This is a genomic window from Paraburkholderia xenovorans, from assembly GCF_046030735.1.
In the GTDB taxonomy this organism is placed as follows: Bacteria; Pseudomonadota; Gammaproteobacteria; order Burkholderiales; family Burkholderiaceae; genus Paraburkholderia; species Paraburkholderia xenovorans_A.
Window position 1 is genome coordinate 96,809 of sequence record NZ_JAQQBV010000006.1, and the last position, 22,729, is coordinate 119,537.

Below are 22,729 nucleotides of genomic sequence, written 5' to 3' on the forward strand. Positions count from 1 at the left end.
ATGGCTGGGCGCGGTTTGCGGCGCTGAGCGCACCGGCTTGCCGCGCGAATGAATCAGATTTCCGCGCCTTCGAGTTCGCCGATCATCTTCTGCATCTCGGCGCCGCCGGCCATCATGTCGAGCACTTCGTCCTTGCTGATGGTGTCTTTCGTGAAGGTGCCGAGCGATTTGCCGCGATTGAGCAGCGTGAACGAATCGCCGATCGGATACGCGTGATGCACGTTGTGCGTGATGAAGATCACCGAAATGCCCTTCGCGCGCGCCGTGTGAATCAGCTTCAGCACGTTGAAGCTCTGCTTCACGCCGAGTGCAGCGGTCGGTTCGTCGAGGATCAGCACGCGCGCGCCGAAGTGAATCGCCCGCGCGATCGCGAGACACTGTTTCTCGCCGCCCGACATCGTGCCGATCGGCTGATGCGGATCGCGCACGTTGATGCCCATTTCGGCGAGCTTGTCGCGCGCGGTGGTCGCGCTCCTGTCGAGGTCCATCACGTTCAGAAAGCCGAACAGTTTTTTCTGCGGCTCGCGGCCCATGAAGAAATTGCGCGCGACCGAGAGCAGCGGCACCAGCGCCAGATCCTGATAGACGGTGGCGATGCCGAGATCGAGCGCGTCTTTCGGCGAGTCGAACAGCACCGGCTTGCCGTCCACCAGATACTGGCCGGAAGAGGGCTGATGCACGCCCGCGAGCGTTTTGATCAGCGTGGATTTGCCCGCGCCGTTATCGCCGAGCAGACAGTGCACTTCGCCGCGCTTCAGGCGCAAGGTCACGCCGCTCAACGCGATCACCTTGCCGAAGAACTTGTTGACGTTTTCGAGCGCGAGGATCACGTCGTCCTGCGGTTCACTCGCGGGCGACGTGCTGACGGAATTCGTATCGGACATGGTCGTTACCTCGTTACGATTGCGCGACGCGGCGGCGCACATAGTGATTGAACAGCACCGCCAGCAGCAGCATCACGCCGAGAAACACGCGGAACCAGTCGGAACTGACATTGGTGTACGTGATGCCGATCTGCACGACGCCGAAGATCAGCGCGCCGAAGCACGCGCCCACCACCGAACCGTAGCCGCCCGTCAGCAACGTGCCGCCGATCACCGCGGCGATGATCGCTTCGAATTCCTTTTGCAGACCGCGGTCCGCGGCGGCCGAGCCGATGTCGCACACTTGCAGCACCGCGAACAGGCACGAGCAGAATGCGGTGAGCACGAACAGCGAGATCTTCACGCGCCGCACCGGCACGCCGACGTTTTTCGCGGCATTCGCATCGCCGCCGACCGCCAGAATCCAGTTGCCCGCGCGCGTTTTCGCGAGCACGAACGCGCAGACCGCGGCCAGCGCGAACCACCACAGAATCACCTTCGGAATTCCCGGCACCAGTGCCTGACCGTTATCGAGCAGCGAGCCGATCCCGTGATGCGCGAGCATCGTAAAGAGGCCATGCAGCGCTACGCCATGAAACAGCGTATTCGCGAGCCAGTCCTGTTGCGCGAGATCGCCGACGCCGGACACGATGGTGCGGTCCGCGAACATGATCGACAGCGCGAGCGTCAGGCCGCGCAGGATGAACAGAAACGCCAGCGTGACGATGAACGAGGGCAGGCGCGTGCGCATCACCAGATAGCCGTTCAGCGCGCCGAGCAGCATCGAACCGGCGAACGCGAACAGGATCGCGAGCGAAATCGGCCAGTGAAAATAGACCGACGGAATCGCGACCATCATCCCGGCAAAACCGATCATCGAACCGATCGACAGATCGAACTCGCCCGCGATCATCAACAGACACGCGCCGACGGACAGAATGCCGAGATACGCGGACACCTGCGACCAGTTCATTACGCCGTCGAGATTGAACATGCCGGAGTTGCCGGCGCCGATCGCGAAGACGAGAAACACCAGTACCGCGCCGGAAATCGCGGCGAATTCGGGACGGTTCAGCAAATGCCCGAACCAGGATTCCTTGCGCACGCGTTCATCCGAATCGGGCAGCGCGGTGCTGCGCTGCGCGTCGGCGGTGCTCGTCTTCACGTGCGGTGGGAAATGTTTGCCGGCTACACCCATGATGTCTCCTCGATGCCCGGCTGTGTCCGGCTCGCGCGGAGAGCGTTGCGCGAACGACAGCCGGTGAAATGCGCGGTGGCGGCGGGTGGGGCCGCATCGGGAGCGATGCGGGCCCGCCTTCGCGCGGACTAGCTAGAGAAATGAATCAGCGGTACTGACCTGCGTACTTGATGACCTTGTCGAGATTGTCTTTGGTGATGAAGCCCGGGCCCGAGCGGATATTCTTCGGACCATACGACGGCGCGAGACCGTAAGTGGCGAGACGCGCCTTGAACTTCGGATTGGCTTCGAGAATCTGGCGGATCTTCGCCGGATCGGTGGTGTGCTCCTTCTTCACGATCGCCAGCACCGCGACCGGGATATAGCCTTGCAGGTACGGCTGCTGATCGATCGCGAACTGGATCGTGCCGTCCTTGATGGCTTTTGCGATGTCGTCGGAGAAGTCGAACGTGCAGAAGTAGATCTTGCCTGCAAGGCCCATCTGTTGAACCGCTTTCAGCGTGGCCGAAGCCGGGGTCGGTCCGAGCGTCAGGATCGCGCCGGTGTTCGGGTGATTGCGCAGATAGGCGCTGACCTTCGACTGGATTTCGGTCGGGTCCTGACCGGAATCGATGGTCGAACTCTTGTAGTCGACACCGAGCGCTTCGGCAAAGCCGCGGCAACGGTCGAACGAAACGGTGTTGGTGGCGAGGTGGTTCACGCACAGGAACGATTTCACGCCGGCCGCCTTGGCTTTCTCGCCGGCCGCTTTACCCGCCACGTATTCGGGTTGTCCCACATGCATGATCGCGCCGAGTTGCGCGCTCTGTTCCTCGGTGCCGGAATTGATCGTGACGAGCGGAATCTTCTTCGCCGTCACCTTGTTGATCGAACTCTTCAGCACGTCGAAGTCGGCGATCGTGACGATCACGCCGTCGTAATTGCGCGCGGCCGCCTGTTCGACGAGGCGCGCCATGTCGGCGATGTCGCCGTTCGGCGGATTGCGATAGTCGGTCTCGACGTTGAAATCCTCGTCGGCCTGTTTGATCGCGTTCTTGATGGTGTTCCACCACGAATCCGAATCCGGCGCGTGGCTGATCAGTACGAACTTGGCGTCAGCCGCGCGGGCGGCGGACGCTGCACCGAATCCCGTCGCCAACGTCAATGCCGTTACCAGAATCCTGAGCGTGGCCTTGCCCTTGCAAAGTCTCATTGTCTCCACCTTTTTCGGTCTGTCGTTATTGAAGGGAGCGTCTGGCGGGCGGTTTTTCATCGCATTCCTGCCGCGACTGTCCAGCGTTGCGCCATCGCTCACGACCAAGATTAGGCCAACTTGCAACGCGTTGCAATGAAAATTTCATGACAAATAAAAATGGAAAATACGTTCCATTTGAATGAGTGCCTGCCTATAATCGGCAGCGTCAGCAGGCGCTGGTGCAAGCCTTGAAAGGCGCTTGCGCACTGCAATAAAGCACTGAAGAGAGAGCCATGGCGGAACCGAGCACCGAAGAATTGCCGAGCGTCGAAGAATTGATGCAGCGCATCGCAGAAAACTACGAGGCATTGCCGCGTCAATTGAAGAATGTCGCGACCTATATCGAGCAGCATCGCTCGAGTGTGATGGTGGATCGCACCAGTGATATCGCCGCGAGTTGCGGTGTGCATCCGTCGGCGGTCGTGCGGTTCGCGCAGCGCTTCGGGTTTTCCGGCTTTTCCGATCTGCAGGCGGTATTTCGTCAGGCTTATACGGGGCAGGGCACGTCGTCGCCGAGTTATCAGCAGAGGATTCGCAAGCTGATCGACGAGAAGCCGGGCGCGCTGTCGGGCGGTTCGGTGGCGCGCGAATTCATCGCGGCGTCGCGTGGCGGGCTGGAAGAACTCGAAGCCGGCCTCGACGACAAGCAGTTCGACGCCGCCGTGAAAATGCTGCAGCAGGCCGACAACATTTATGTGATCGGTGTGCGGCGTTCGTTTCCGGTGGCGAGCTATATCGTCTACGCGTTGCAGCACACGCCCAAGCGCGTGCATCTGGTGTCCGGTTTCGGCGGCATGTATCGCGAGCAGATTCGCAGCGTGAAGAAAGGCGACGTGGTGATCGCGATCAGCTTTGCGCCGTACGGCAAGGAAACGCAGTATTGCCTGCGCGTCGCGCATCACCATCAGGCGAAGACGCTGGTTATTACGGATAGCCAACTATCTCCGCTGTCGCGTTACGCGAGAACGCAACTGTATGTGAAAGAGGGCAGCGCGTTCGCGTTTCGCTCGCTGACCAGCACGATCTGTTTGTGCCAGGCATTGTTCATTGCGCTTGCGTACAAGCTTGAACTGAACGTAGAAGAATCCAAAGACACTGGAGGATACGATGACTGACGCAGTAAGGACGATCGACGTTGCGGTATTCGGCGCGGGGCGCATCGGCAAGATTCATGCAGCGAATCTCGCGCGCCAGCCGGGCGTGCGGCTCAAGTACGTGGTGGACGTGAACCGCGAAGCGGCCGCGGCGCTTGCTGCCGAACATGGCGCGCAGGTTGCGGATATCGATGGCGCGATCGGCGACGCGTCGATCGGCGCGACAGTGATCTGCTCAAGCACCGACACGCATGCGGACCTGATCATGAAGTCGGCTGCGCAGAAGAAACACGTGTTTTGCGAGAAGCCGGTGGACCTGACGCTTGCGCGTGCGCGTGCTTGCGCCGAAGCGGTCGAGCGGGCGGGGGTGGTGTGCATGATCGGCTTTCAGCGCCGTTTCGATCCGACGTTTTCGGCGCTGAAAGCGCGCATCGACGCGGGCGAGATCGGCACGCCGGAAATGCTGGTGGTGACGAGCCGCGATCCGGGCGCGCCGCCTGTCGAGTACATCAAGCACTCGGGCGGCATTTTCAAGGACATGCTGATCCACGACTTCGACATCTTCCGCTGGATTCTCGACGACGAAGCCGACACGCTGCACGCGACCGGCAGTTGCCTGTCCGACCCGGCTATTGCCGATGCCGGCGATATCGATTCGACGGCGGTGACGATTCGCACGAAGCGTGGGCGTCTGTGCCAGATCAACACGGCGCGGCGCGCGGCGTACGGCTACGACCAGCGTTTCGAGGTGCTCGGCAGCACGGGGATGTTGCAGGCGGGCAATGTGCGGCCCACCGAGGTGACCGCGTATTCGAAGACGGAAGTATCGAGCGACGTGCCCGAAGCGTTTTTCCTCGAGCGATACCGTGCGGCGTACGCGCTGGAGATCGCGCATTTCTTCGACGCCGTCACGCATGGCAAGCCGGTGCGCACGACAGTCGCGGACGGCCTGAAGGCGCTGGAGCTTGCCGACGCGGCGACGCGTTCGTGGCGCGAGGGTCGCGCGGTGAAACTCGGCGAGGCATCGTAATGACCTCGGCGGCGCGACTTCGGGTGGGCGTGGTCGGCCTGGGCCGACTGGGCAAGCGGCATGCGGAGAATCTGGCCTATCGGGTGCCGGGCGCGGCATTGGTGGCTGCGTGCAGTCCGGTGGAAGATGAGCTGACGTGGGCGCGGGAGAACTTGCCCGAGCCGCGTCTTTACGACGATTACGGCGCGCTGCTGGCGGATCGCGAGGTGGATGCGGTGTGGCTTGTCACGCCGTCGTCGTTGCACGCGCAACAGATCGTGGATGCGTTGCAGGCGGGCAAGCATGTGTTTTGCGAGAAGCCGCTTTCGCTGGATGTTGGCGAATGCGAGCGCGTGCTGGCCGAGGCAGCGCGTTATCCGCATTTGCAGGCGACGATCGGTTTCATGCGGCGGTTTGATCCGAGCTACAGGGACGCATTCGACAAGATTGAAGCCGGCGTGATTGGCCGGCCGTTTCTGGTGCGTTCGCAGACTACGGATAAGAACGACGAAGATGGTTTTTTCGTACGGTTCGCGGCGACGTCTGGCGGGATTTTTCTCGACTGCACCGTGCATGACATTGACGTGGCGAGGTGGTTGCTGGGCAAGCCGCGGGCGAAACGCGTGTTCGCGGCGGGCGCGGTGGCGTTGCACGAGGGGTTGCGGGAGTATGGCGACGTGGATAACGGCGTTGCGATTTGTGAGTTCGAGGGCGGCCAACTCGCGATGTTTTATGCGTCGCGGACGCAGGCGCATGGGAATGATACGCATAGCGAAGTGATTGGTACGGCTGGGGCGCTGGCGATCGGGCGCAATCCGCGGGTGAATCGGGTTGAGATTTTTGATGCCTCTGGCGTTCGGAATGAATGTACTGGGAGTTTTTTTGAGCGGTTCGAGGAGGCGTTTTTGTTTGAGGCCAGGGAGTTTGTTGATGCTGTGGCGGGTGTGGATGCCGGCGTTGGCGCTTCGCTTGGGGATGCGCTTGAGGCTACCAGGATCGGGGTTGCTTTGAGGGAGTCGCTGTTGCGTGGGGGGGCTGTTGATTTGTAGGGCTTGGGTTTGCCTACGGCGGTTTTTTTTGGGGTTTTTTTCATTTGTTTGTGGTCTATTTGTGTTGCCCCTGTGCGGGGCGGCACTTACTTTCTTTGCCGCGGCAAAGAAAGATAAGCAAAGAAAGCCGCTCACACCGCCAGTGCTAGAAGTTGCCCAGAGTACGTCACTGCCGGTGGCCCCGGGGCATCCGGCGTGTCGCACATTCGGCGTGAGTGACAAGGCCGTCATCAGTTCCGGCGGCGCTGCGCGCGCCGAGCGGTACTTCACTCAACCACTCTCTTCGTTTCGCGTTAGCGGGGGCCGTCGCTTCGCTCGGCGCGACGCCCCATGCAAACCTTCGGTTTGCGCGGACCGGTCCGGTGAGCACGCAGTGCGAGACGGGATGTGCGATGGCCTTGTCACTCACGCGGAGTGCGCGACGACACTGACGCTCCGGGGCCACTGGCAGTGACGTACTCTGGGTAACTTCTAGCACTGGCGGTGTGAGCGGCTTTCTTTGCTTACCTTTCTTTGCCGCGGCAAAGAAAGTAAGTGCCGCCCCGCACAGGGGCAACGCTAATGGACCAAAAAGAAATGAAAGCCAGCCGCCGCAGGCAGACCAAAGAAACGAAGCCACCACAGCCAAACAAAAAAAACCAAAACAAAACCACCCCACAGACACCAAAAAACCCCCCACCCCGGAGGGGCATATAATACCGAACGACCCGCCGCCCCCCCAGACAAATGCCCGACCTGCTAGCCAATCTAAACCCCGAACAACACGCCGCCGTCACGCTCCCCAACGAACCGGCCATGATTCTCGCCGGTGCGGGCAGCGGCAAAACCCGCGTGCTCATCACGCGGATCGCGTGGCTCATCCAGCAGGGCCTCGCATCGCCCGCCACGATTCTCGCGGTCACCTTCACGAACAAAGCCGCGCGCGAAATGATGTCGCGCCTGCAGGCGCTCCTGCCCATCGACACACGCGGCATGTGGATCGGCACGTTCCACGGCCTGTGCAACCGCATGCTGCGCGCCCATCATCGCGATGCAGGTTTGCCCGCCACATTCCAGATTCTCGATACCGCAGACCAACTCTCCGCGATCAAGCGTCTGATGAAGGGCCTCAACATCGACGATGAAAAGTACCCGGCCAAAAACCTCCAGTACTTCATCAACAACGCGAAAGAACAAGGGCTGCGTCCCAAAGACGTCGACGCCACCGACAACTTCAACCGCAAATTCGTCGAACTCTACGAAGCCTACGACCAGCAATGCCAGCGCGAAGGCGTCGTCGATTTCCCCGAACTGCTGCTGCGCTGTTTCGAACTCCTCGCACACAATCCGCCGCTGCGCGCGCACTATCAGGCGCGCTTTCGCCACATTCTCGTCGACGAGTTCCAGGACACCAACAAGCTGCAATATGCGTGGCTGAAAATGCTCGCTGGCCAGACCAACTCGATCTTCGCCGTCGGCGACGACGATCAGTCGATCTACGCGTTCCGCGGCGCGAACGTCGGCAACATGCGCGACTTCGAACACGAGTTCAACGTCCGTCATCTGATCAAGCTCGAACAGAACTATCGCTCGCACGGCCATATTCTCGACGCGGCCAACCAGCTGATCGCCAACAACTCGCGGCGGCTGGGCAAAAACCTGCGCACGGACGCGGGTCACGGCGAACCGGTGCGCGTCTACGAATCGGCGACCGACACCCAGGAAGCCGGCTTTATCGTCGAGGAAATCAAGGCGCTGATCAGCACCGGCACGTCGCGCAGCGAAATCGCCATTCTCTACCGCAGCAACGCGCAGTCGCGCACGATCGAACACACGCTGGTCAACGCGGGCATCGCGTATCGCGTGTACGGCGGTCTGCGCTTTTTCGAACGTCAGGAAGTCAAGCACGCGCTCGCCTATCTGCGCCTGATCGACAACCCGAACGACGACACCGCGTTCGCCCGCGTCGTCAATTTCCCGACGCGCGGCATCGGCGCGCGTTCGATCGAGCAACTCGCGGACGCAGCGCGTCTGTACAACTGCTCGATGGCCGCGGCGATTCCGTACGTTGCGGGTAAGGCCGGTTCGAGTCTGGCAGGCTTCGCGAATCTGGTCGGCAAGATGCGCGCGGAAACGCAGCAGATGAGCCTGCCGGAAACGGTCGAATACGTGGTGCGCACGAGCGGACTCACGGAGTTCTATCAGAACGAACGCGAAGGCCAGGATCGGCTCGAGAACTTGCAGGAACTGGTCAACGCGGCCGCCGCGTTCGTCAGCGAAGAGGGCTACGGGATGGATACGCCGGCGCGCTCGATTCCGCTGCGCCCGGGTGCGAGCGCCGCGCCGGAACTGGCGGTCGCCACCGACGATCCGAACACCGTCGTGCTCGACGCGCCCAGTGTCACCGATCCCGCGCAAAACCCCGACACGATGACGCCGCTCGCGGGTTTCCTGTCGCACGCGTCGCTCGAAGCCGGCGACAACCAGGCGCAAGCCGGTCAGGAAGCCGTGCAACTGATGACGGTGCACGCGGCGAAGGGCCTCGAATTTACCGCGGTGTTCATCACGGGTCTGGAAGAAGGGCTGTTCCCGCATGAGAACAGCGCGATGGAATCGGACGGTCTCGAAGAAGAGCGCCGCCTGATGTACGTCGCGATCACGCGCGCGAAGGAGCGGCTGTATCTGTCGTTCGCGCAAAGCCGGATGCTGCACGGCCAGACGCGCTACAACATCCGTTCGCGTTTCTTCGACGAACTGCCGCAGGAAACGCTCAAGTGGCTCACGCCGAAGGTCGAGGCGGGCGCGCGTTGGGGCGGCCGTTCGGACAACGCGGGATACGGGCGCGACTGGTTTGCGCGGCCGGGTTACACGGGGCCGTCGTCGTCGACGCCCGCTTCGCTGCCGGCGTTCGCCAATGAAACGCGCGCGGCCGAAACCGGTTTTCGCGTCGGCCAGCAGGTGTTCCACACCAAGTTCGGCGAAGGCACCGTCACCGCGCTCGAAGGCGGCGGCACCGACGCGAAGGCACAGGTCAAATTCAAGCGGCACGGCGAGAAGTGGCTCGCGCTGGCGGTCGCCAAATTGCAGGCGGTCGAATGAGCGCGGACAGCGTTTCTTCAACTTTGAATGCGTCGGGCGGTGCGCCGGTGTCGCATCGTCCGTTGGGCATTCTGGCGGCTTTGCCGCAGGAACTCGGCGACCTCATCGAAGCGATGCGCGCGGAGTCGGGTGTGCGCACCGTCACGCACGGCCGGCGTGACTATCACCTCGGCAGCGTGCACGGCGCGCCGTGCGTGGTGACGCTCGCGCGGGTCGGCAAGGTCGCGGCCGCGGCAACGGTCAGCGCGCTGATTCATGCGTTCGACGTCGAAGCCGTGGTGTTCACCGGCGTGGCCGGCGGCGTGGGGCCGCAGGTGCGGGTCGGCGATATCGTCGTCGCGGATACGTTGATGCAGCACGATCTCGATGCGTCGCCGCTGTTTCCGCGCTTCGAAGTGCCTTTGCTCGGCGTGTCGCGCTTTGCCGCCGAGCCCGCGCTTGCCGCTCAGCTCGCCACCGCGTGCGAGCGTTTCGTCGCCGAAGAGGGCGCGGCGTTGGCGGCGCGTTTCGGCACGCAAACGCCGCGTGTGCATCGCGGCCTGATCATCAGCGGCGACCAGTTCGTGGCGAGTGCGGCGGGTGTCGCCGCGTTGCGCGATGCGCTGCCGGACGCGCTCGCGGTCGAGATGGAAGGGGCGGCGATCGCCCAGGTTTGCCACGAGTACGGCGTGCCGTGCGCGGTCGTGCGAACCATTTCCGATACCGCGGACGATCACGCGCCGCAGTCGTTCGTGTCGTTTCTGACGGAGATCGCCGGCACGTATTCGAATGCGATCCTCACGCGGTTTCTGGACGCGCGCCGGGCGGCTTGAGGGCGCGTCATTACGCGCGTTGTTGCGCCCGAACTGTCGAGACTATCCTTTTACGGCCCCGCCCAACGCTTCCTTCACCTGCTGCAACGCGGCCGGATCTTCGATCGTCGGCAGATCGCCCGGCTCGCGCCCTTCGGCGAGCGCCGCGATCGCGCGGCGCAGCAGCTTGCCGGAGCGTGTCTTCGGCAGCATCGACACCACATGCACGCGTGCCGGTCGCGCGATTGCGCCGAGTTGCCGGTCGACCGTCGCGGACAGATCGGCCTCGAGCTTCGCGCGGGTTTTCTCCGTCGCGAAGGCCTGCGCGTCGCGCAGCACCACGAACGCCATCGCCACCTGGCCTTTGAGCGCGTCCGTCACGCCGACCACCGCCACTTCCGCGACCGCTGCATGGCTCGACAGCGCTTCCTCGATCTCACGCGTGCCGAGCCGATGGCCGGCGACGTTGATCACGTCGTCGGTGCGGCCGAGGATCGTCACGTAGCCGTCTTCGTCCTGAATGCCCCAATCGAAAGTCGAATACACCTGCTGGTTCGGAATGCTCGACCAGTACGTGCTGACGAAACGCTGGTCGTCGCCCCAGACCGTCGACATGCAACCCGGCGGCAGCGGATAGCCGAGCGTCAGCACGCCTTTCTCGCCGGGGGCGCAAGGTTCGCCGCTCAGTTCGTCGCGCAGGCACAGCGCGAAGCCCGCGGACGGCACGCCCGGCGAGCCGAGCCTGGTCGGCAGCGCTTCGACGCCGCGCGGAATTGCCAGCATCGGCCAGCCGGTTTCGGTTTGCCAGTAGTTGTCGATGACCGGTTTGCCGAGCGCATCGGCGATCCACGACGCGGTGGGTTCGTCGAGCGGCTCGCCGGCCAGAAACAGCGTGTGCAGGCTCGACAGGTCCGCTTTCTTCATCAACGCCGGGTCCTGCTTCTTCAGCACGCGCAACGCGGTCGGCGCGGTGAACATCAGGTTGATCTTGTGCTGTTCGACGAGCCGCCACCAGATGCCGCCGTCGGGCCGGATCGGCGTGCCCTCGTACATCACGGTGGTCAGTCCGGCGATCAGCGGCGCGTAGACGATGTAGCTATGGCCGACCACCCAGCCGACGTCCGACGCGGTGAACATCGTGTCGCCGGGCCGGCCCTGAAAGATATGTTCCATCGACGCCGCCAGCGCCACCGCATAGCCGCCGACGTCGCGCTGCACGCCCTTCGGCTTGCCGGTGGTGCCCGACGTGTACAGCACGTACGACGGCTCGTTTGATTCGAGCCATTCGCACGGCACGTGCGCGTTGAAGAACTGCTCGCGCAGCGGTTCGTAGGCGACGAGGTAACTCGCGTTGAGCCGTTCGGGCGCGAGTTGCCGGTCGATCAGCAACACATGCGGCGTCTTGTGTGCCGCGCGCGCCAGCGCTTCGTCGACGAGCGGCGTGTAGTCGATCACCTTGCCGCCGCGCGCGCCGGCATCGGCGGTCACGATCAGTGCGGGCTTTGCGTCGTCGATGCGCGCCGCGAGGTTCGGCGCCGCGAAGCCGCCGAACACCACCGAGTGAATCGCGCCGAGACGCGCGCAGGCGAGCATCGCGAACAGCGCCTCGGGGATCATCGGCAGATAGAGCAGCACGACGTCGCTGCGCTTTACGCCCAGCGAGCGCATTACCGCGGCCATCCGGTTGATCTCGCCGTATAGCTCGGCGTAGGTGTAGTGCCGCTCGATACCGGTTTCCGTCGACACATACACCAGCGCGTTCTGCTGCGCGCGGTCGGCCAGATGCCGGTCGACCGCGTTATGGCACAGGTTCGTACGGCCGCCGACGAACCAGCGCACGAACGGCGGATTCGAGCGGTCCAGCACGGTATCGAACGGCGTGTTCCAGTGGATCCGCTGCGCCTGTTCGCGCCAGAATTCCTCGGGGTTCTCGATCGAACGGCGGTGGAAGTCGCGGTAGCTGGTCATCGACGGCAATCCTTCTGCTGCGTGAATGAAGCGCGGATGGCGGAACACACGACGAATCGACGGCAGGCAACGGCGTACAACGTTGGCGCCGGGCGGGACGTGCGTGCGCTCAAGCATAGAGCAGGCGCAGCCTCGCGGACAACGCGGGTTCTCCATGAGCATGAGCGGCGGGTTCACCGCCGCGCGTGCGACAAAAAAGGCGCCGCAGCGCCTTTTTCGTCATTCGATGCCGTGCGACCCGATCAGGCCTTCGCCGCGGCGCGTTTGCCTTCGACGTCAGGCAGGAACACCGTCAACACGCCGATCAGCGGCAGGAACGAACAGACCTTGTACACATACGCGATGCTGGTGGCGTCGGCCAGTTGTCCGAGCACTGCCGCGCCGATCCCGCCCATCCCGAACGCGAAACCGAAGAACAGCCCGGCGACCATCCCCACCTTGCCGGGGATCAACTCCTGCGCATAGACGAGGATCGCCGAGAACGCCGACGCCAGCACCACGCCGATCACCACCGTCAGCACGCCGGTCCAGAACAGATTCGCGTACGGCAGCAGCAGCGTGAACGGCGCCACGCCGAGAATCGACACCCAGATCACGTACTTGCGGCCGATCCGGTCGCCGATCGGACCGCCGATCATCGTGCCCGCCGCCACCGCGGCGAGGAACACGAACAGATGCACCTGCGCGGCCTGTACCGGCAGATGGAACTTGTCGATCAGATAGAACGTGAAGTAGCTGTTGATGCTGGCGAGATAGAAGTACTTCGAGAACACCAGCAGGATCAGCACGCTCATGGCGAAGATCACCTGATTGCGCGACAGCGTTGCGTGGCCGACCTGACTGCGTGCCTTCTTCACCGCCGGGTGTGCCTTGTACCAGCGGCCGATCTGCGTGAGCACGACGATCGCGACGAGCGCCGCCAGCGAGAACCACGCAATGCTGCGCTGGCCATGCGGAATCACGATCAGCGCCGCGAGCAGCGGTCCGAGCGACGAGCCCGCATTGCCGCCCACCTGGAACAGCGACTGCGCGAAACCGTGACGGCCGCCCGACGCGAGGCGCGCGACCCGCGACGACTCCGGATGGAACACCGACGAACCGCAGCCGACCAGCGCCGCCGCGACCAGCAGCACGCCGAAATTCGGCGCGATCGACATCAGCAGCAGGCCCGAGAGCGTGAAGCCCATGCCGACGGGCAGCGAATACGGCTTCGGATGCTTGTCGGTATAGCTGCCGACGAGCGGTTGCAGCAGCGATGCGGTGATCTGATAGGTCAGCGTGATCAGGCCGATTTCCCCGAACGACAACGAGAAGTTGTCTTTCAGCATCGGGTAGATCGCCAGAATCAGCGACTGGATCATGTCGTTGAGCAGGTGAGTGAAGCTGATCGCACCGAGCACGGAGTAAACCGTGCGCTGGATTTTTGGGGCCGCCGGCGACGACGTCGACGTACCGGCTGCGGCTGATGCGCCTGCAAGGGCGCTTTTATCGAGGCTCGTGTCCATTACGTTTGATGAGAGAGGGGGAAAGGAAGTGACGGCTGCCGGCCTGTCCTGGTCTTGTGGCATCAGGTCCGCGGCATTTTGACGCGGCGTGTGGCCGTGTCAATGATGTGTCGAATTTTAATGTGGCTTGAGCGAATTGTAAGGACAAATTTTGTCGAGAATCGGACACGATCGGTGGGTTCAGGCCAACTTTCCGCTGATGAAAGCGCTGCGGGGGCGCACCGTGACGGTGCCGAACGAAGCCGGCTGGCACGTGTGCTGCCATGACAACGTCCGGCTGGCAAGTTGTCTGATAAATGCAGGCGGGGAATTTTGGCCGTGTATAAAACGGTCGCTGGCGTGCTGCTTACCGAGCGGCGCGTCGAGGACCGGGCGACACGAAGGCGGCATCGGGCGGGCGGCGTTAAAGAACGCGGCCGTTTATGCCGTAGACCCGGAGAGATAAGACGCAGTGTCGGGACCGACCTTTCCGGCAGTTCGAACGTGGGGACAAGAAATATGAAAGCAGTTTCGCTGAGTGGCCAGACGGGTGCCGGATTCGTGCCCGAGGGGGACGCGGCGGGCAAGTTGCCGTCGCGCGGGCAGGGCAAGCGGCGCTCGGGCGCGGTGCGGCTAGGAGGGATGTCCGTCAAGACGACATTGCGCGTCGCGTTTGCCATTCTGTTGATCGGCACGCTCGTGATCGGCATTTTTTCGCTGACGCAGATCAGCCGCCTGAATGCATCCACGCAATCCATCTACGACCAGGGCTACGTTGCGAGCCGTGCCGCCGAGGAAGCGCGCGGCCACATGTTGCGCGCGAGCCGTGCGCAAAAAATGCTGCTCACCGCGACGACTGCCAGAGAGCGCGACGATCTCGGCGCCGACATCGACAAGGGCTTGAGCGGCCTGAACGGCGAACTCGGTACGTTGCAGCAGTACGTCGATACTTCCGACGCAAAGTCCGTCGACCAGCAGAAGAAATTCGCCGCCGCCGTTGCCGTGTGGAGCGGCCACTTGCGCGATTTCGTGACGCTCGTGAAGGCGCAGCCGCTCGATCTGTCGCAGATGAACTGGCAGGTCGGCACGCAGGACGTTTCGCTGCTGGTGGAAACCGGCAAGCTCGAAAAACTCGTCGACGAACTCGTCACGCAACGCGGCACGGCGGCGAAGGCGACGATCGACGCATCCGGCTTCATCTACCACTCGTCGTTCGTGATGCTGGCGGTGATGACGATCGGGCTGATCGTGCTGGCTTTCGCGATCAGCGAATGGGTGGTGCGCCGGCTTGCGAGGCAACTCGGCGGCGAACCGGCTTACGCGAAGGAGATTGCCAGCCGGATTGCGGCGGGGGATTTGTCGAACGAGATCGCGTTGGGTCGCAAGGACACGTCGAGCATGCTGTTTGCGCTGCACGACATGCAGAGCGGGCTTGCGACCACGGTGGCCGACATTGCTTCGAGCGCGGATGCGATTGCGACGGCGTCGGGCGAGATTTCGATGGGCAACCTGGATCTGTCGCAGCGCACCGAGCAGCAGGCGATGGCGCTCGAGCGTACGGCGAGCAGCATGGAGCAACTGACGTCGACGGTGCGGCAGAACGCGGACAACGCGAAGCAGGCGAGCACGTTGGCGAATAACGCGTCGGAGATTGCGGAGAAGGGCGGCGCGGTGGTGAGCCGGGTGGTCGCGACGATGAACGAGATCAACGATAGTGCGCGCAGTATTGGCGACATCATCGGCGTGATCGAGGGAATTGCTTTCCAGACCAATATTCTTGCTTTGAACGCGGCGGTTGAGGCTGCGCGGGCGGGGGAAGAGGGACGGGGTTTTTCGGTGGTGGCCGCCGAGGTGCGGAATCTGGCTCAGCGCAGCGCCGGGGCGGCGAAGGAGATCAAGGGGTTGATCAGTACGTCGGTCGAGCGGGTGGGTAATGGGTCGACGTTGGCTCAGGATGCCGGGCAGACCATGGATGAGGTCGTGAAGGCGGTGAAGCGCGTGACCGACATCATGGGGGAGATTTCTGCTGCTTCGTCCGAGCAGAGTGCCGGGATTGAGGAGATTAACCTCGCGGTGGCGCAGATGGATTCGGGGACGCAGCAGAATGCTGCTTTGGTGGAGCAGGCTACTGCGGCTGCTCGGTCTCTGGATGATCAGGCTAGGGGGTTGAAGGTTATGGTGGGGAAGTTTAGGTTGTAGTTTTTTTTTGCCTGCGGCGGTTTTTTTGGGGTTTTTTTCATTTGTTTGTGGTCTATTTGTGTTGCCCCTGTGCGGGGCGGCACTTACTTTCTTTGCCGCGGCAAAGAAAGATAAGCAAAGAAAGCCGCTCACACCGCCAGTGCTAGAAGTTGCCCAGAGTACGTCACTGCCAGTGGCCCCGGGGCATCCGGCGTGTCGCACATTCGGCGTGAGTGACAAGGCCGTCATCAGTTCCGGCGGCGCTGCGCGCGCCGAGCGGTACGTCATCAACCACTCTCTTCGCCGCGCGTTAGCGCGAGCCGTCGCTTCGCTCGGCGCGATGCCCCATGCAAACCTTCGGTTTGCGCGGACCGGTCCGGCGAGCACGCAGTGCGAGACGGGATGTGCGATGGCCTTGTCACTCACGCGGAATGCGCGATGACCCGGATGCTCCGGGGCCACTGGCAGATAAGTGCTACTGATAACTCATAGCACTGGCGGTGTGAGCGGCTTTCTTTGCTTACCTTTCTTTGCCGCGGCAAAGAAAGTAAGTGCCGCCCCGCACAGGGGCAACCCTGGCAAACCAAAAAGAAAAGAAATGAAATGAAATGAAATGAAAAAACCGCAACCACCGCAGGAAAAAACTCACCCTTTAACAACAACAGTACAAGTAATCCCAGCAGCCAGCACAACACCGTTAGGCACAAAATCAATCCCCACCCGAACGGGTACGCGCTGCGCCAACCTGACCCAATTAAAAGTCGGATTAACATCAGCAAGCAACTCGCGGCTCTGCGGATTGTCCCGATCATAAATCCCGCGAGAAATACTCTCGACATGCCCCTGCAAGGTCCCCCCACTCATCAACCGGATCTCAGCCTTATCCCCAACCCGCACGTGAGGAAGCTTGGTCTCCTCAAAATACCCATAAACCCAGAACGAGTGACTATCGACGATCGCCAGCTTGGCAACACCCGTAGTCGCATAGTCACCGCGAAACACGTTCAGATTGGTTACATAGCCGTCCACCGGCGCCACCACCCGCGTACGCGCCAGATTCAACTTCGCAGCATCGAGCGCGGCCAGCGCCTGCTGATACGAAGCCTCCGCCGCCGACGCCGTATGCGTCGCATTCTCACGGCTCTCCTTCGACACCACCAACGCATCCATATCCGCGCGCCGCTGCGCATCGTCGCGTCTCATCTGCAATTCGGCCTTGCGCGCGGCCACCGCCGCCTGCGCCTGCTCGACCGCGATCTCGTAGTGCGACGGATCGATCTGCATCAGCAAGTCACCCTTCTTCACGAGCTGGTTGTCCTTCACCGGCAAATCGACAACCGCGCCCGACACGTCCGGCGCGACATTGACGATCTCGGCGCGCACACGCCCATCGCGAGTCCACGGTTCATCCATGTAATGAACCCACAACACGCGTCCAAGCAGAATGGCGACGATAAAAATAATGGCCGTCGCGACGAAGCCAACAAGATTTCGGATGGTCATGTTTCGACTCTGATCAACGATAAACGGCGAGACCCAGCACGCCGCACACACACACGAGCAAGCTGGCCCGGAACAAGGACGGATGCCACACCACGCGATACAGCCCGGTATAGGCAATCGCGCGATCCAGCACCCAGGTAAGCGCGGCGCCCGCAATGAACAGCAGCACGATGGCCGGCACGTACGCGTCGAAAACGGCGATATCACGTGGCATGACGAACTCCTTCTGACGCGTCGGCACGTCCGCTCATCAGCGGTTCAAGCGGCGATTGCGGATCGAGCAGCGCGGTACGAATGAAATGCAACTGGCTAAGAATGCGTTGCAACCGGTGCCGCTCTTCACGCGGCGGCGTAAACGTCGCGAGCATCTGCTGAACGGCGGCAATCGCATCGACGGTGGCCGCAAGCGCACGGTCGATGCGGTCGGCGCGCGGCTTCTCGAACAGCGCGGTCAACGCATCGCGCATCGCGTGCAGCGAAACCCGCCACGGCATCGACTTCGCATAGCGGGGATCGCGAGGCAGCGCCGCGATTTCCTGGCGCAAATCGATCACCGCGTTGCCCACTTCGAGCACCGAAAACAGCCAGCGCAACGTGTCGCGCTTCAACGCGGGCTCGCCCGGCGCGAGTGCGTTGATCTGGAACATCAGATCGCGCGCGCCGCTCTCGAAGCGCGAACGCACGCGCCGCATCCCGGCATGGCTCGCCAGCATCACCTGGCGGCGCAGATCGATCAGCAGACGGTTGCGCAGCCACGGCGTCGACGGCGGCAGCAGCACGGCAAACGCAATCGACGACACCAGCATCGACAACACCAGCGCGATCGCGTCGTTGATGGTGCCGCTCGGGTCGTAATGAATCACGTTGTCCGGACCGGCCATAAAGCAGAAGAAGATGCAGTAGCCGACGCCGTATCCGGCCAGCACCGGGCGCGTCGTCATGAACACGCCGAGCAGCAGGAACGGCGTAAGCGCGACGCACAGCAGCGGAAAGCCGTCGACATGCGGATACACGCCGTAGATCGCGAGCATCGCCATCGCCGAAGCGACCAGCGTGCCGCCGGCCATCTGGAACACGGTGCGTTTCGGATTCGGCGACGCCGACGCCAGCGCGCACACCGCCGCGGCATTCAACGTCAGCGTCGAGCCGCTCGGCCATGCGGTCGCGATCCAGAATGCGCCTAGCACCATCATCACGATCGCGGCGCGCACCCCGGAGACGCCCGCGGCGATCGCGTTCGTCTTCGGCTCGTAGCGCTCGATCCAGCGCTCGCGCTCGTGCGTGTCGACGGCCAGCGATGCGTAGGTGGCCGCGTACGCGTGCAGATCGTCGATGAAGCGGTACAGCAACTCGGCGCCGGTGTCGAAGTCGAGCAGCGGAGCGTCCGGCAGCGCTTCGAGTTCGGCGCGCGTCGCTCGCACGCGTTTGGGCAAATCGGCCTTGTACGCGTCGAGTTGCGCGGCGGCGTGCGCGGCATCGGCGGCGCTCAGCACCGGTTCGCCGGACCTCGCGAGCAGTGGCGCGATCTCCTTGAAGTACGGCTCCAGCGCGCCGACCGCGACGGCCGCGCCGCCGCCTGCACCCGCGTCGCGCAGCCGGTTCATCAGCTGATGCAGCGCGTGAAAGCGTGTCGACGCGGTCATGAACTCGCTGTTCAGGCGTGCGAGACGGCCGCCGCGCATCCGCGAGTCGGGGCCTTCGAACACGGCGACGCTGCGCGCCGCTTCGAAGCCGACGATGTCCGCAACAAAACGCGCGTTGCTCGCTTCGATTTCCGCGCGATCGTTACGCCCGGCCAGCGACGCCGACACGTACTCGACAAACGCCGAGAAGCGCGCCCGCACGGTGCTGCGCATCTGCAAGCCGGCGAACTGCGGAAACACGAGGCCGCTGACGGCGCCCGCGCAAACAATGCCGACCACCACTTCGGCAACCCGTGTCAGCGCGCTCAGAAACGCGCCGTCCGGATGCTGCGAAGCCGGAATGCCGATCAACGCGGCGGTATAGCCGGCCAGCACGAAACCGTACGACCTGAAGTTGCGGTTGCGCGCGGCGCCGGCCGTGCAGATGCCGACCCAGATCGCGGTCGCCACGATGAACAGTTCCGGCTGCTGCGCGAACAGGCCGATGAACGCGAGCATCACCACGAGGCCGACCAGCGTGCCGCAGATCCGGTAGAAGCTTTTCGCGAACACCATTCCGCTTTGCGGCTGCATCACGATGAACACGGTGGTCATCGCGGTGCGCGGTTGCGGCAGATCGAGCTTCATCGCGATGCCGAGCGCGAGGAAGCAGGCGCCGAGCGCCTTGAACAGATAGACCCATGTGAGGCCGTCGGTACGCGCCCAGTCGGCGGCCGACGCGTACAGCGCGGCGAACGACGACGGGCGGGGAGCGGGAGAGGGGGCGGTGGACATGGGCTGGGTCACTCGGCCGCGGGCTGGCGGCCCGGCTTCGCCGCGCTCAACACGTCATGGTTGGCGACGTGTCGACGCGCGTCTGCCGGCTCTTTCGCTGCCGTGTCCGGGTTCTGGTTGCCGGCGTTCGCGGCTTGTGCGGCGGCACCGGTGGCGGTCGAACCCAACGCGTGGCCCTTGCCATACGCGGGCAACGTCTCGCCCGGCTGCGGTCCATTGGCCGGCTCGTCGAGGCCGCCGCCCAACGCCGTGACCAGCGACGCGTGCGCGCCCAGCCGCTCGGCCTGAATTTTCGCGACGCCTTCCTGCGCGCGCAGCAACTGGGTTTGCGCGATCAGCACGTTCAGGTAGTCGGTCAGACCGCGCTTGTAACCTTCGCGCGACAGGTCGTAGTTCTTGCGCGCCGCGGCCACGGAACGGTCGGCGTCGTTCGCCTGGGTCGCGAGCGAGCGGATCCGGATCACCTGATCGGAGATGTCCTTCAACGCATCGACAATCGACTGGTTATAGCGTTCGACAGCCTCGTCGTAACCGGCGGACGCCGCGCCGAGTTGCGAGCGCAGCCGGCCGCCGTCGAAGATCGGCAACGACAGCGCCGGACCCGCACTCCAGCTATGCGACGGATTCTTCAGGAACTGGAATAGCGGCCCCATCGCCGCATAACCGCCGATCGACGCCAGCAGGTTGATGTCGGGATAGAAGTCCGCTTTTGCCACGTCGATGCCGCGCGCCTGCGCCGCCACCGTCCAGCGCGCCGCGACCACGTCCGGCCGATGGCCGATCAGGTCCGCCGGCAGCGCACTCGGCAGGCCGGCGGGCGCGCCGAGCGACAGTGTCGGGCGCTGGATCGAATCGCCCGCGCCCGGACCCTTGCCCGCCAGTGCGGCGAGCTGGTTGCGGCCGAGCGCGATCTTTTCCTGAATTGCATCGATCTGCCGCTCGTATTCCGGCATCGGCGTTTCGGCCTGGCTCACTTCGAGCTGCGTGCCGATCCCGCCTTTCAGACGACGCGTGGCCAGATCGACGATCTGCTGCTGTTGCTTCAACGTCGCCTCGGCGATGTCGAGCAGCGCGTAGTTCAGCGACATCTCGATGTACGTGCGCACCACGTTGCCTTCCAGTTCGAGCTGCGCGGCGCGAAAATCGGCGGCGCTCGCGTGGGCGGCGTCGAGCGCGCGCTCGGCGGCGTTCCTGTCTTTACCCCACAGATCGAGGTGATACGACAGGCCGAGCGTGCCGGTGTTGTTCCACGATTGCTCGCCCGCGAGCGGCCCCGGACCGTAATACACGTTGTCGGCCCACTTCTGCCGCTGGATCGACAGGCTGCCGTTGACCTGCGGCGCCAGCGCCGAACGCGCGACGCCCGCCATCGAAAGCGCCTCGCGCACGCGCGCCTGAGCGACCGCGAGACTCGGATTGCCCGCCTGCGCGGCCTGGACCCACTCGTCGAGTTGCGGGTCGTTATACGCGCGCCACCAGTCGGCGGCCGGCCATTGCGCGTCGGCATCGGCCGCGCGGATCGCATTGCCGGCGTCGAGCGACGAGGGCTCGACTCCGCTAGTTTGCGGTGCGATGCCTCCGGTACTGGCACAGCCGGCGATTGTTATCAGGATCGTAAGAACCGCGGCTGCGGCGATCCCTTTCTGTACCGGAGACTGCACGATTTCCTCCAAAATTGACTATAGAAGCTTGCCCGTCATTATATTTTTCGATTGATTGGGGAATAACCGGTAAGGGTGCAAGGGATTCTTACGCGATATGAGACAATCGTCTTTGCGATTCGTGTAACAATCGCTGCCAGTCAGTAAGGAAGATCATGGATACGCTTCAAAACATGCGCGTATTTGTCCGCGTCGTCGAAGCGGGCAGCTTTACGGGTGCCGCGCAACACTTGAATACGACCACCGCGTACGCGTCGCGCGCGGTCTCCGATCTGGAGGCGCATCTGCGTACGCGTCTGTTGAACCGCACCACGCGGCGCATCGCGTTGACCGAGGCGGGCGAGCGCTACCTGCAACGCTGCGAGCAGATTCTCGCGTACGTGGACCAGGCGGAAGCGGAGGCGAGCGACGCGCATGCGCGCCCGTCCGGCAAGCTCAAGGTCCATGCGATGACGAGCTTCGGCCAGCACTACGTGGTGCCGGCGGTCGGCCGCTATCAGGAGCGCTATCCGGAGGTGCAGATCGAACTGACGCTCGCGCAGCGCATGCCCGATCTGCTCGACGAGGGTTTCGACGTGTCGCTCACGCTCGCCACCGGGCTGCCGGATTCGGGTCTCGTGTCGCAGCGCCTCGGCAGCGCATTCAGCATTGCGTGCGCGTCGCCGGCGTATCTGGAGCGGCGCGGGGTGCCGCAAACGCCCGCGGACCTCGCTCAACATACCTGTCTGCAAATGGTCACGCCGGTGTTTCCGCCCGACAAATGGACTTTCGACGGCCCGAACGGCGAGGAAACCGTCACGCTCGGGGCGACCAGTTTCCAGGTGAACGTTGCCGAGGCGATGGCGGTGGCGGTGTCGAACGGGATGGGCGTCGGGCTGATTCCGATCTATTCGGCGATCGGCGGGTTGCGTAGCGGCGCGCTGCAATGGCTGCTGCCGCAATACACGTCGCAGGAAATGAATCTGTACGCGCTGTATCCGTCGCGGCAGTATCTGGACGCGAAGATCCGCACCTGGATCGAATTTCTGCGCGACGAGCTACCGGCCACGCTCGCCGTCGACCACGAAGAATTGCGGCAATTCGCGCGGACCTGACATCGCGGATCGCGTAGTCTGTTACATCGCTGCCGCGTCGCAACATTTCCTTACTTCTCAGCTGCGGACGATTTGCTAACGTGTGGTTCAGGCGCCGCCGTTCGGCAA

16 protein-coding genes are annotated in these 22,729 nt (G+C 63.3%); 7 read left to right on the forward strand and 9 right to left on the reverse strand.

The genetic code is table 11. From position 1 onward, the window contains the following. Positions 1-53: 53 nt before the first annotated feature. The 3 genes from PQQ51_RS07805 to PQQ51_RS07815 form a co-directional block, all read right to left on the reverse strand. Positions 54-884, reverse strand: coding sequence for an ATP-binding cassette domain-containing protein (locus PQQ51_RS07805; protein ID WP_408496193.1), 831 nt, complete (start codon positions 882-884; stop codon positions 54-56). Between the two features lie 13 nt (positions 885-897). Continuing rightward, the gene (locus tag PQQ51_RS07810; protein ID WP_408496194.1) at positions 898-2,061 is read right to left on the reverse strand and encodes an ABC transporter permease; all 1,164 of its coding nucleotides are present in this window, start codon (positions 2,059-2,061) and stop codon (positions 898-900) included. A 145-nt stretch (positions 2,062-2,206) separates the two neighbouring features. Next, a complete protein-coding gene (locus tag PQQ51_RS07815; RefSeq protein WP_408496195.1) occupies positions 2,207-3,253 on the reverse strand; it encodes a sugar ABC transporter substrate-binding protein in 1,047 nt (348 codons plus the stop codon). A 275-nt stretch (positions 3,254-3,528) separates the two neighbouring features. Here PQQ51_RS07815 and PQQ51_RS07820 point away from each other — a divergent pair, with 275 nt between their 5' ends. The 5 genes from PQQ51_RS07820 (at position 3,529) to PQQ51_RS07840 (ending at position 10,337) form a co-directional block, all read left to right on the forward strand. Next, positions 3,529-4,410: a MurR/RpiR family transcriptional regulator gene (locus PQQ51_RS07820; RefSeq protein WP_408496196.1), complete on the forward strand. Its 882-nt coding sequence runs from the start codon at positions 3,529-3,531 to the stop codon at positions 4,408-4,410. Next, positions 4,403-5,419: an inositol 2-dehydrogenase gene (gene iolG, locus PQQ51_RS07825; RefSeq protein ID WP_408496197.1), complete on the forward strand. Its 1,017-nt coding sequence runs from the start codon at positions 4,403-4,405 to the stop codon at positions 5,417-5,419. The genes PQQ51_RS07820 and iolG overlap by 8 nt, the downstream gene beginning before the upstream one ends. Then, positions 5,419-6,447, forward strand: coding sequence for a Gfo/Idh/MocA family oxidoreductase (locus tag PQQ51_RS07830; protein ID WP_408496198.1), 1,029 nt, complete (start codon positions 5,419-5,421; stop codon positions 6,445-6,447). Before iolG ends, PQQ51_RS07830 begins: the two co-directional genes overlap by 1 nt. Positions 6,448-7,173: 726 nt before the next feature. Beyond that, positions 7,174-9,525: a UvrD-helicase domain-containing protein gene (locus PQQ51_RS07835; protein WP_408496199.1), complete on the forward strand. Its 2,352-nt coding sequence runs from the start codon at positions 7,174-7,176 to the stop codon at positions 9,523-9,525. Next, the gene (locus tag PQQ51_RS07840) at positions 9,522-10,337 is read left to right on the forward strand and encodes a 5'-methylthioadenosine/adenosylhomocysteine nucleosidase (protein ID WP_408496200.1); all 816 of its coding nucleotides are present in this window, start codon (positions 9,522-9,524) and stop codon (positions 10,335-10,337) included. The genes PQQ51_RS07835 and PQQ51_RS07840 overlap by 4 nt, the downstream gene beginning before the upstream one ends. Before the next feature lie 42 nt (positions 10,338-10,379). On the opposite strand, the gene PQQ51_RS07845 is transcribed toward PQQ51_RS07840, so the two are convergent. Beyond that, positions 10,380-12,284: a propionate--CoA ligase gene (locus PQQ51_RS07845; protein WP_408496201.1), complete on the reverse strand. Its 1,905-nt coding sequence runs from the start codon at positions 12,282-12,284 to the stop codon at positions 10,380-10,382. A 242-nt stretch (positions 12,285-12,526) separates the two neighbouring features. Further along, positions 12,527-13,789, reverse strand: a complete 1,263-nt coding sequence (locus tag PQQ51_RS07850) for an MFS transporter (protein WP_408496202.1) — start codon at positions 13,787-13,789, stop codon at positions 12,527-12,529. 498 nt (positions 13,790-14,287) lie between these two features. On the opposite strand from PQQ51_RS07850, the gene PQQ51_RS07855 reads away from it, so the two are divergent. Further along, complete coding sequence (locus PQQ51_RS07855) at positions 14,288-15,967, forward strand: methyl-accepting chemotaxis protein (protein WP_408496203.1); 1,680 nt, start codon at positions 14,288-14,290, stop codon at positions 15,965-15,967. Positions 15,968-16,591: 624 nt separating this feature from the next. Here the strand turns inward: PQQ51_RS07855 and PQQ51_RS07860 are convergent. The 4 genes from PQQ51_RS07860 to PQQ51_RS07875 are packed head-to-tail and all read right to left on the reverse strand — an operon-like array spanning position 16,592 to position 21,527. Continuing rightward, positions 16,592-17,449, reverse strand: a complete 858-nt coding sequence (locus PQQ51_RS07860; RefSeq protein ID WP_408496204.1) for an efflux RND transporter periplasmic adaptor subunit — start codon at positions 17,447-17,449, stop codon at positions 16,592-16,594. Positions 17,450-17,462: 13 nt separating this feature from the next. Continuing rightward, positions 17,463-17,663 (reverse strand): DUF1656 domain-containing protein, encoded by a 201-nt coding sequence (locus PQQ51_RS07865; RefSeq protein ID WP_120345994.1) that lies wholly within the window; start codon positions 17,661-17,663, stop codon positions 17,463-17,465. Further along, a complete protein-coding gene (locus PQQ51_RS07870; RefSeq protein ID WP_408496205.1) occupies positions 17,653-19,866 on the reverse strand; it encodes an FUSC family protein in 2,214 nt (737 codons plus the stop codon). The genes PQQ51_RS07865 and PQQ51_RS07870 overlap by 11 nt, the downstream gene beginning before the upstream one ends. Positions 19,867-19,874: 8 nt before the next feature. After that, positions 19,875-21,527 (reverse strand): efflux transporter outer membrane subunit, encoded by a 1,653-nt coding sequence (locus PQQ51_RS07875; RefSeq protein WP_408496206.1) that lies wholly within the window; start codon positions 21,525-21,527, stop codon positions 19,875-19,877. A gap of 155 nt (positions 21,528-21,682) precedes the next feature. Between PQQ51_RS07875 and PQQ51_RS07880 the strand changes: the two genes are divergently transcribed. Next, complete coding sequence (locus PQQ51_RS07880; RefSeq protein ID WP_408496207.1) at positions 21,683-22,621, forward strand: LysR family transcriptional regulator; 939 nt, start codon at positions 21,683-21,685, stop codon at positions 22,619-22,621. Positions 22,622-22,729: the final 108 nt, after the last annotated feature.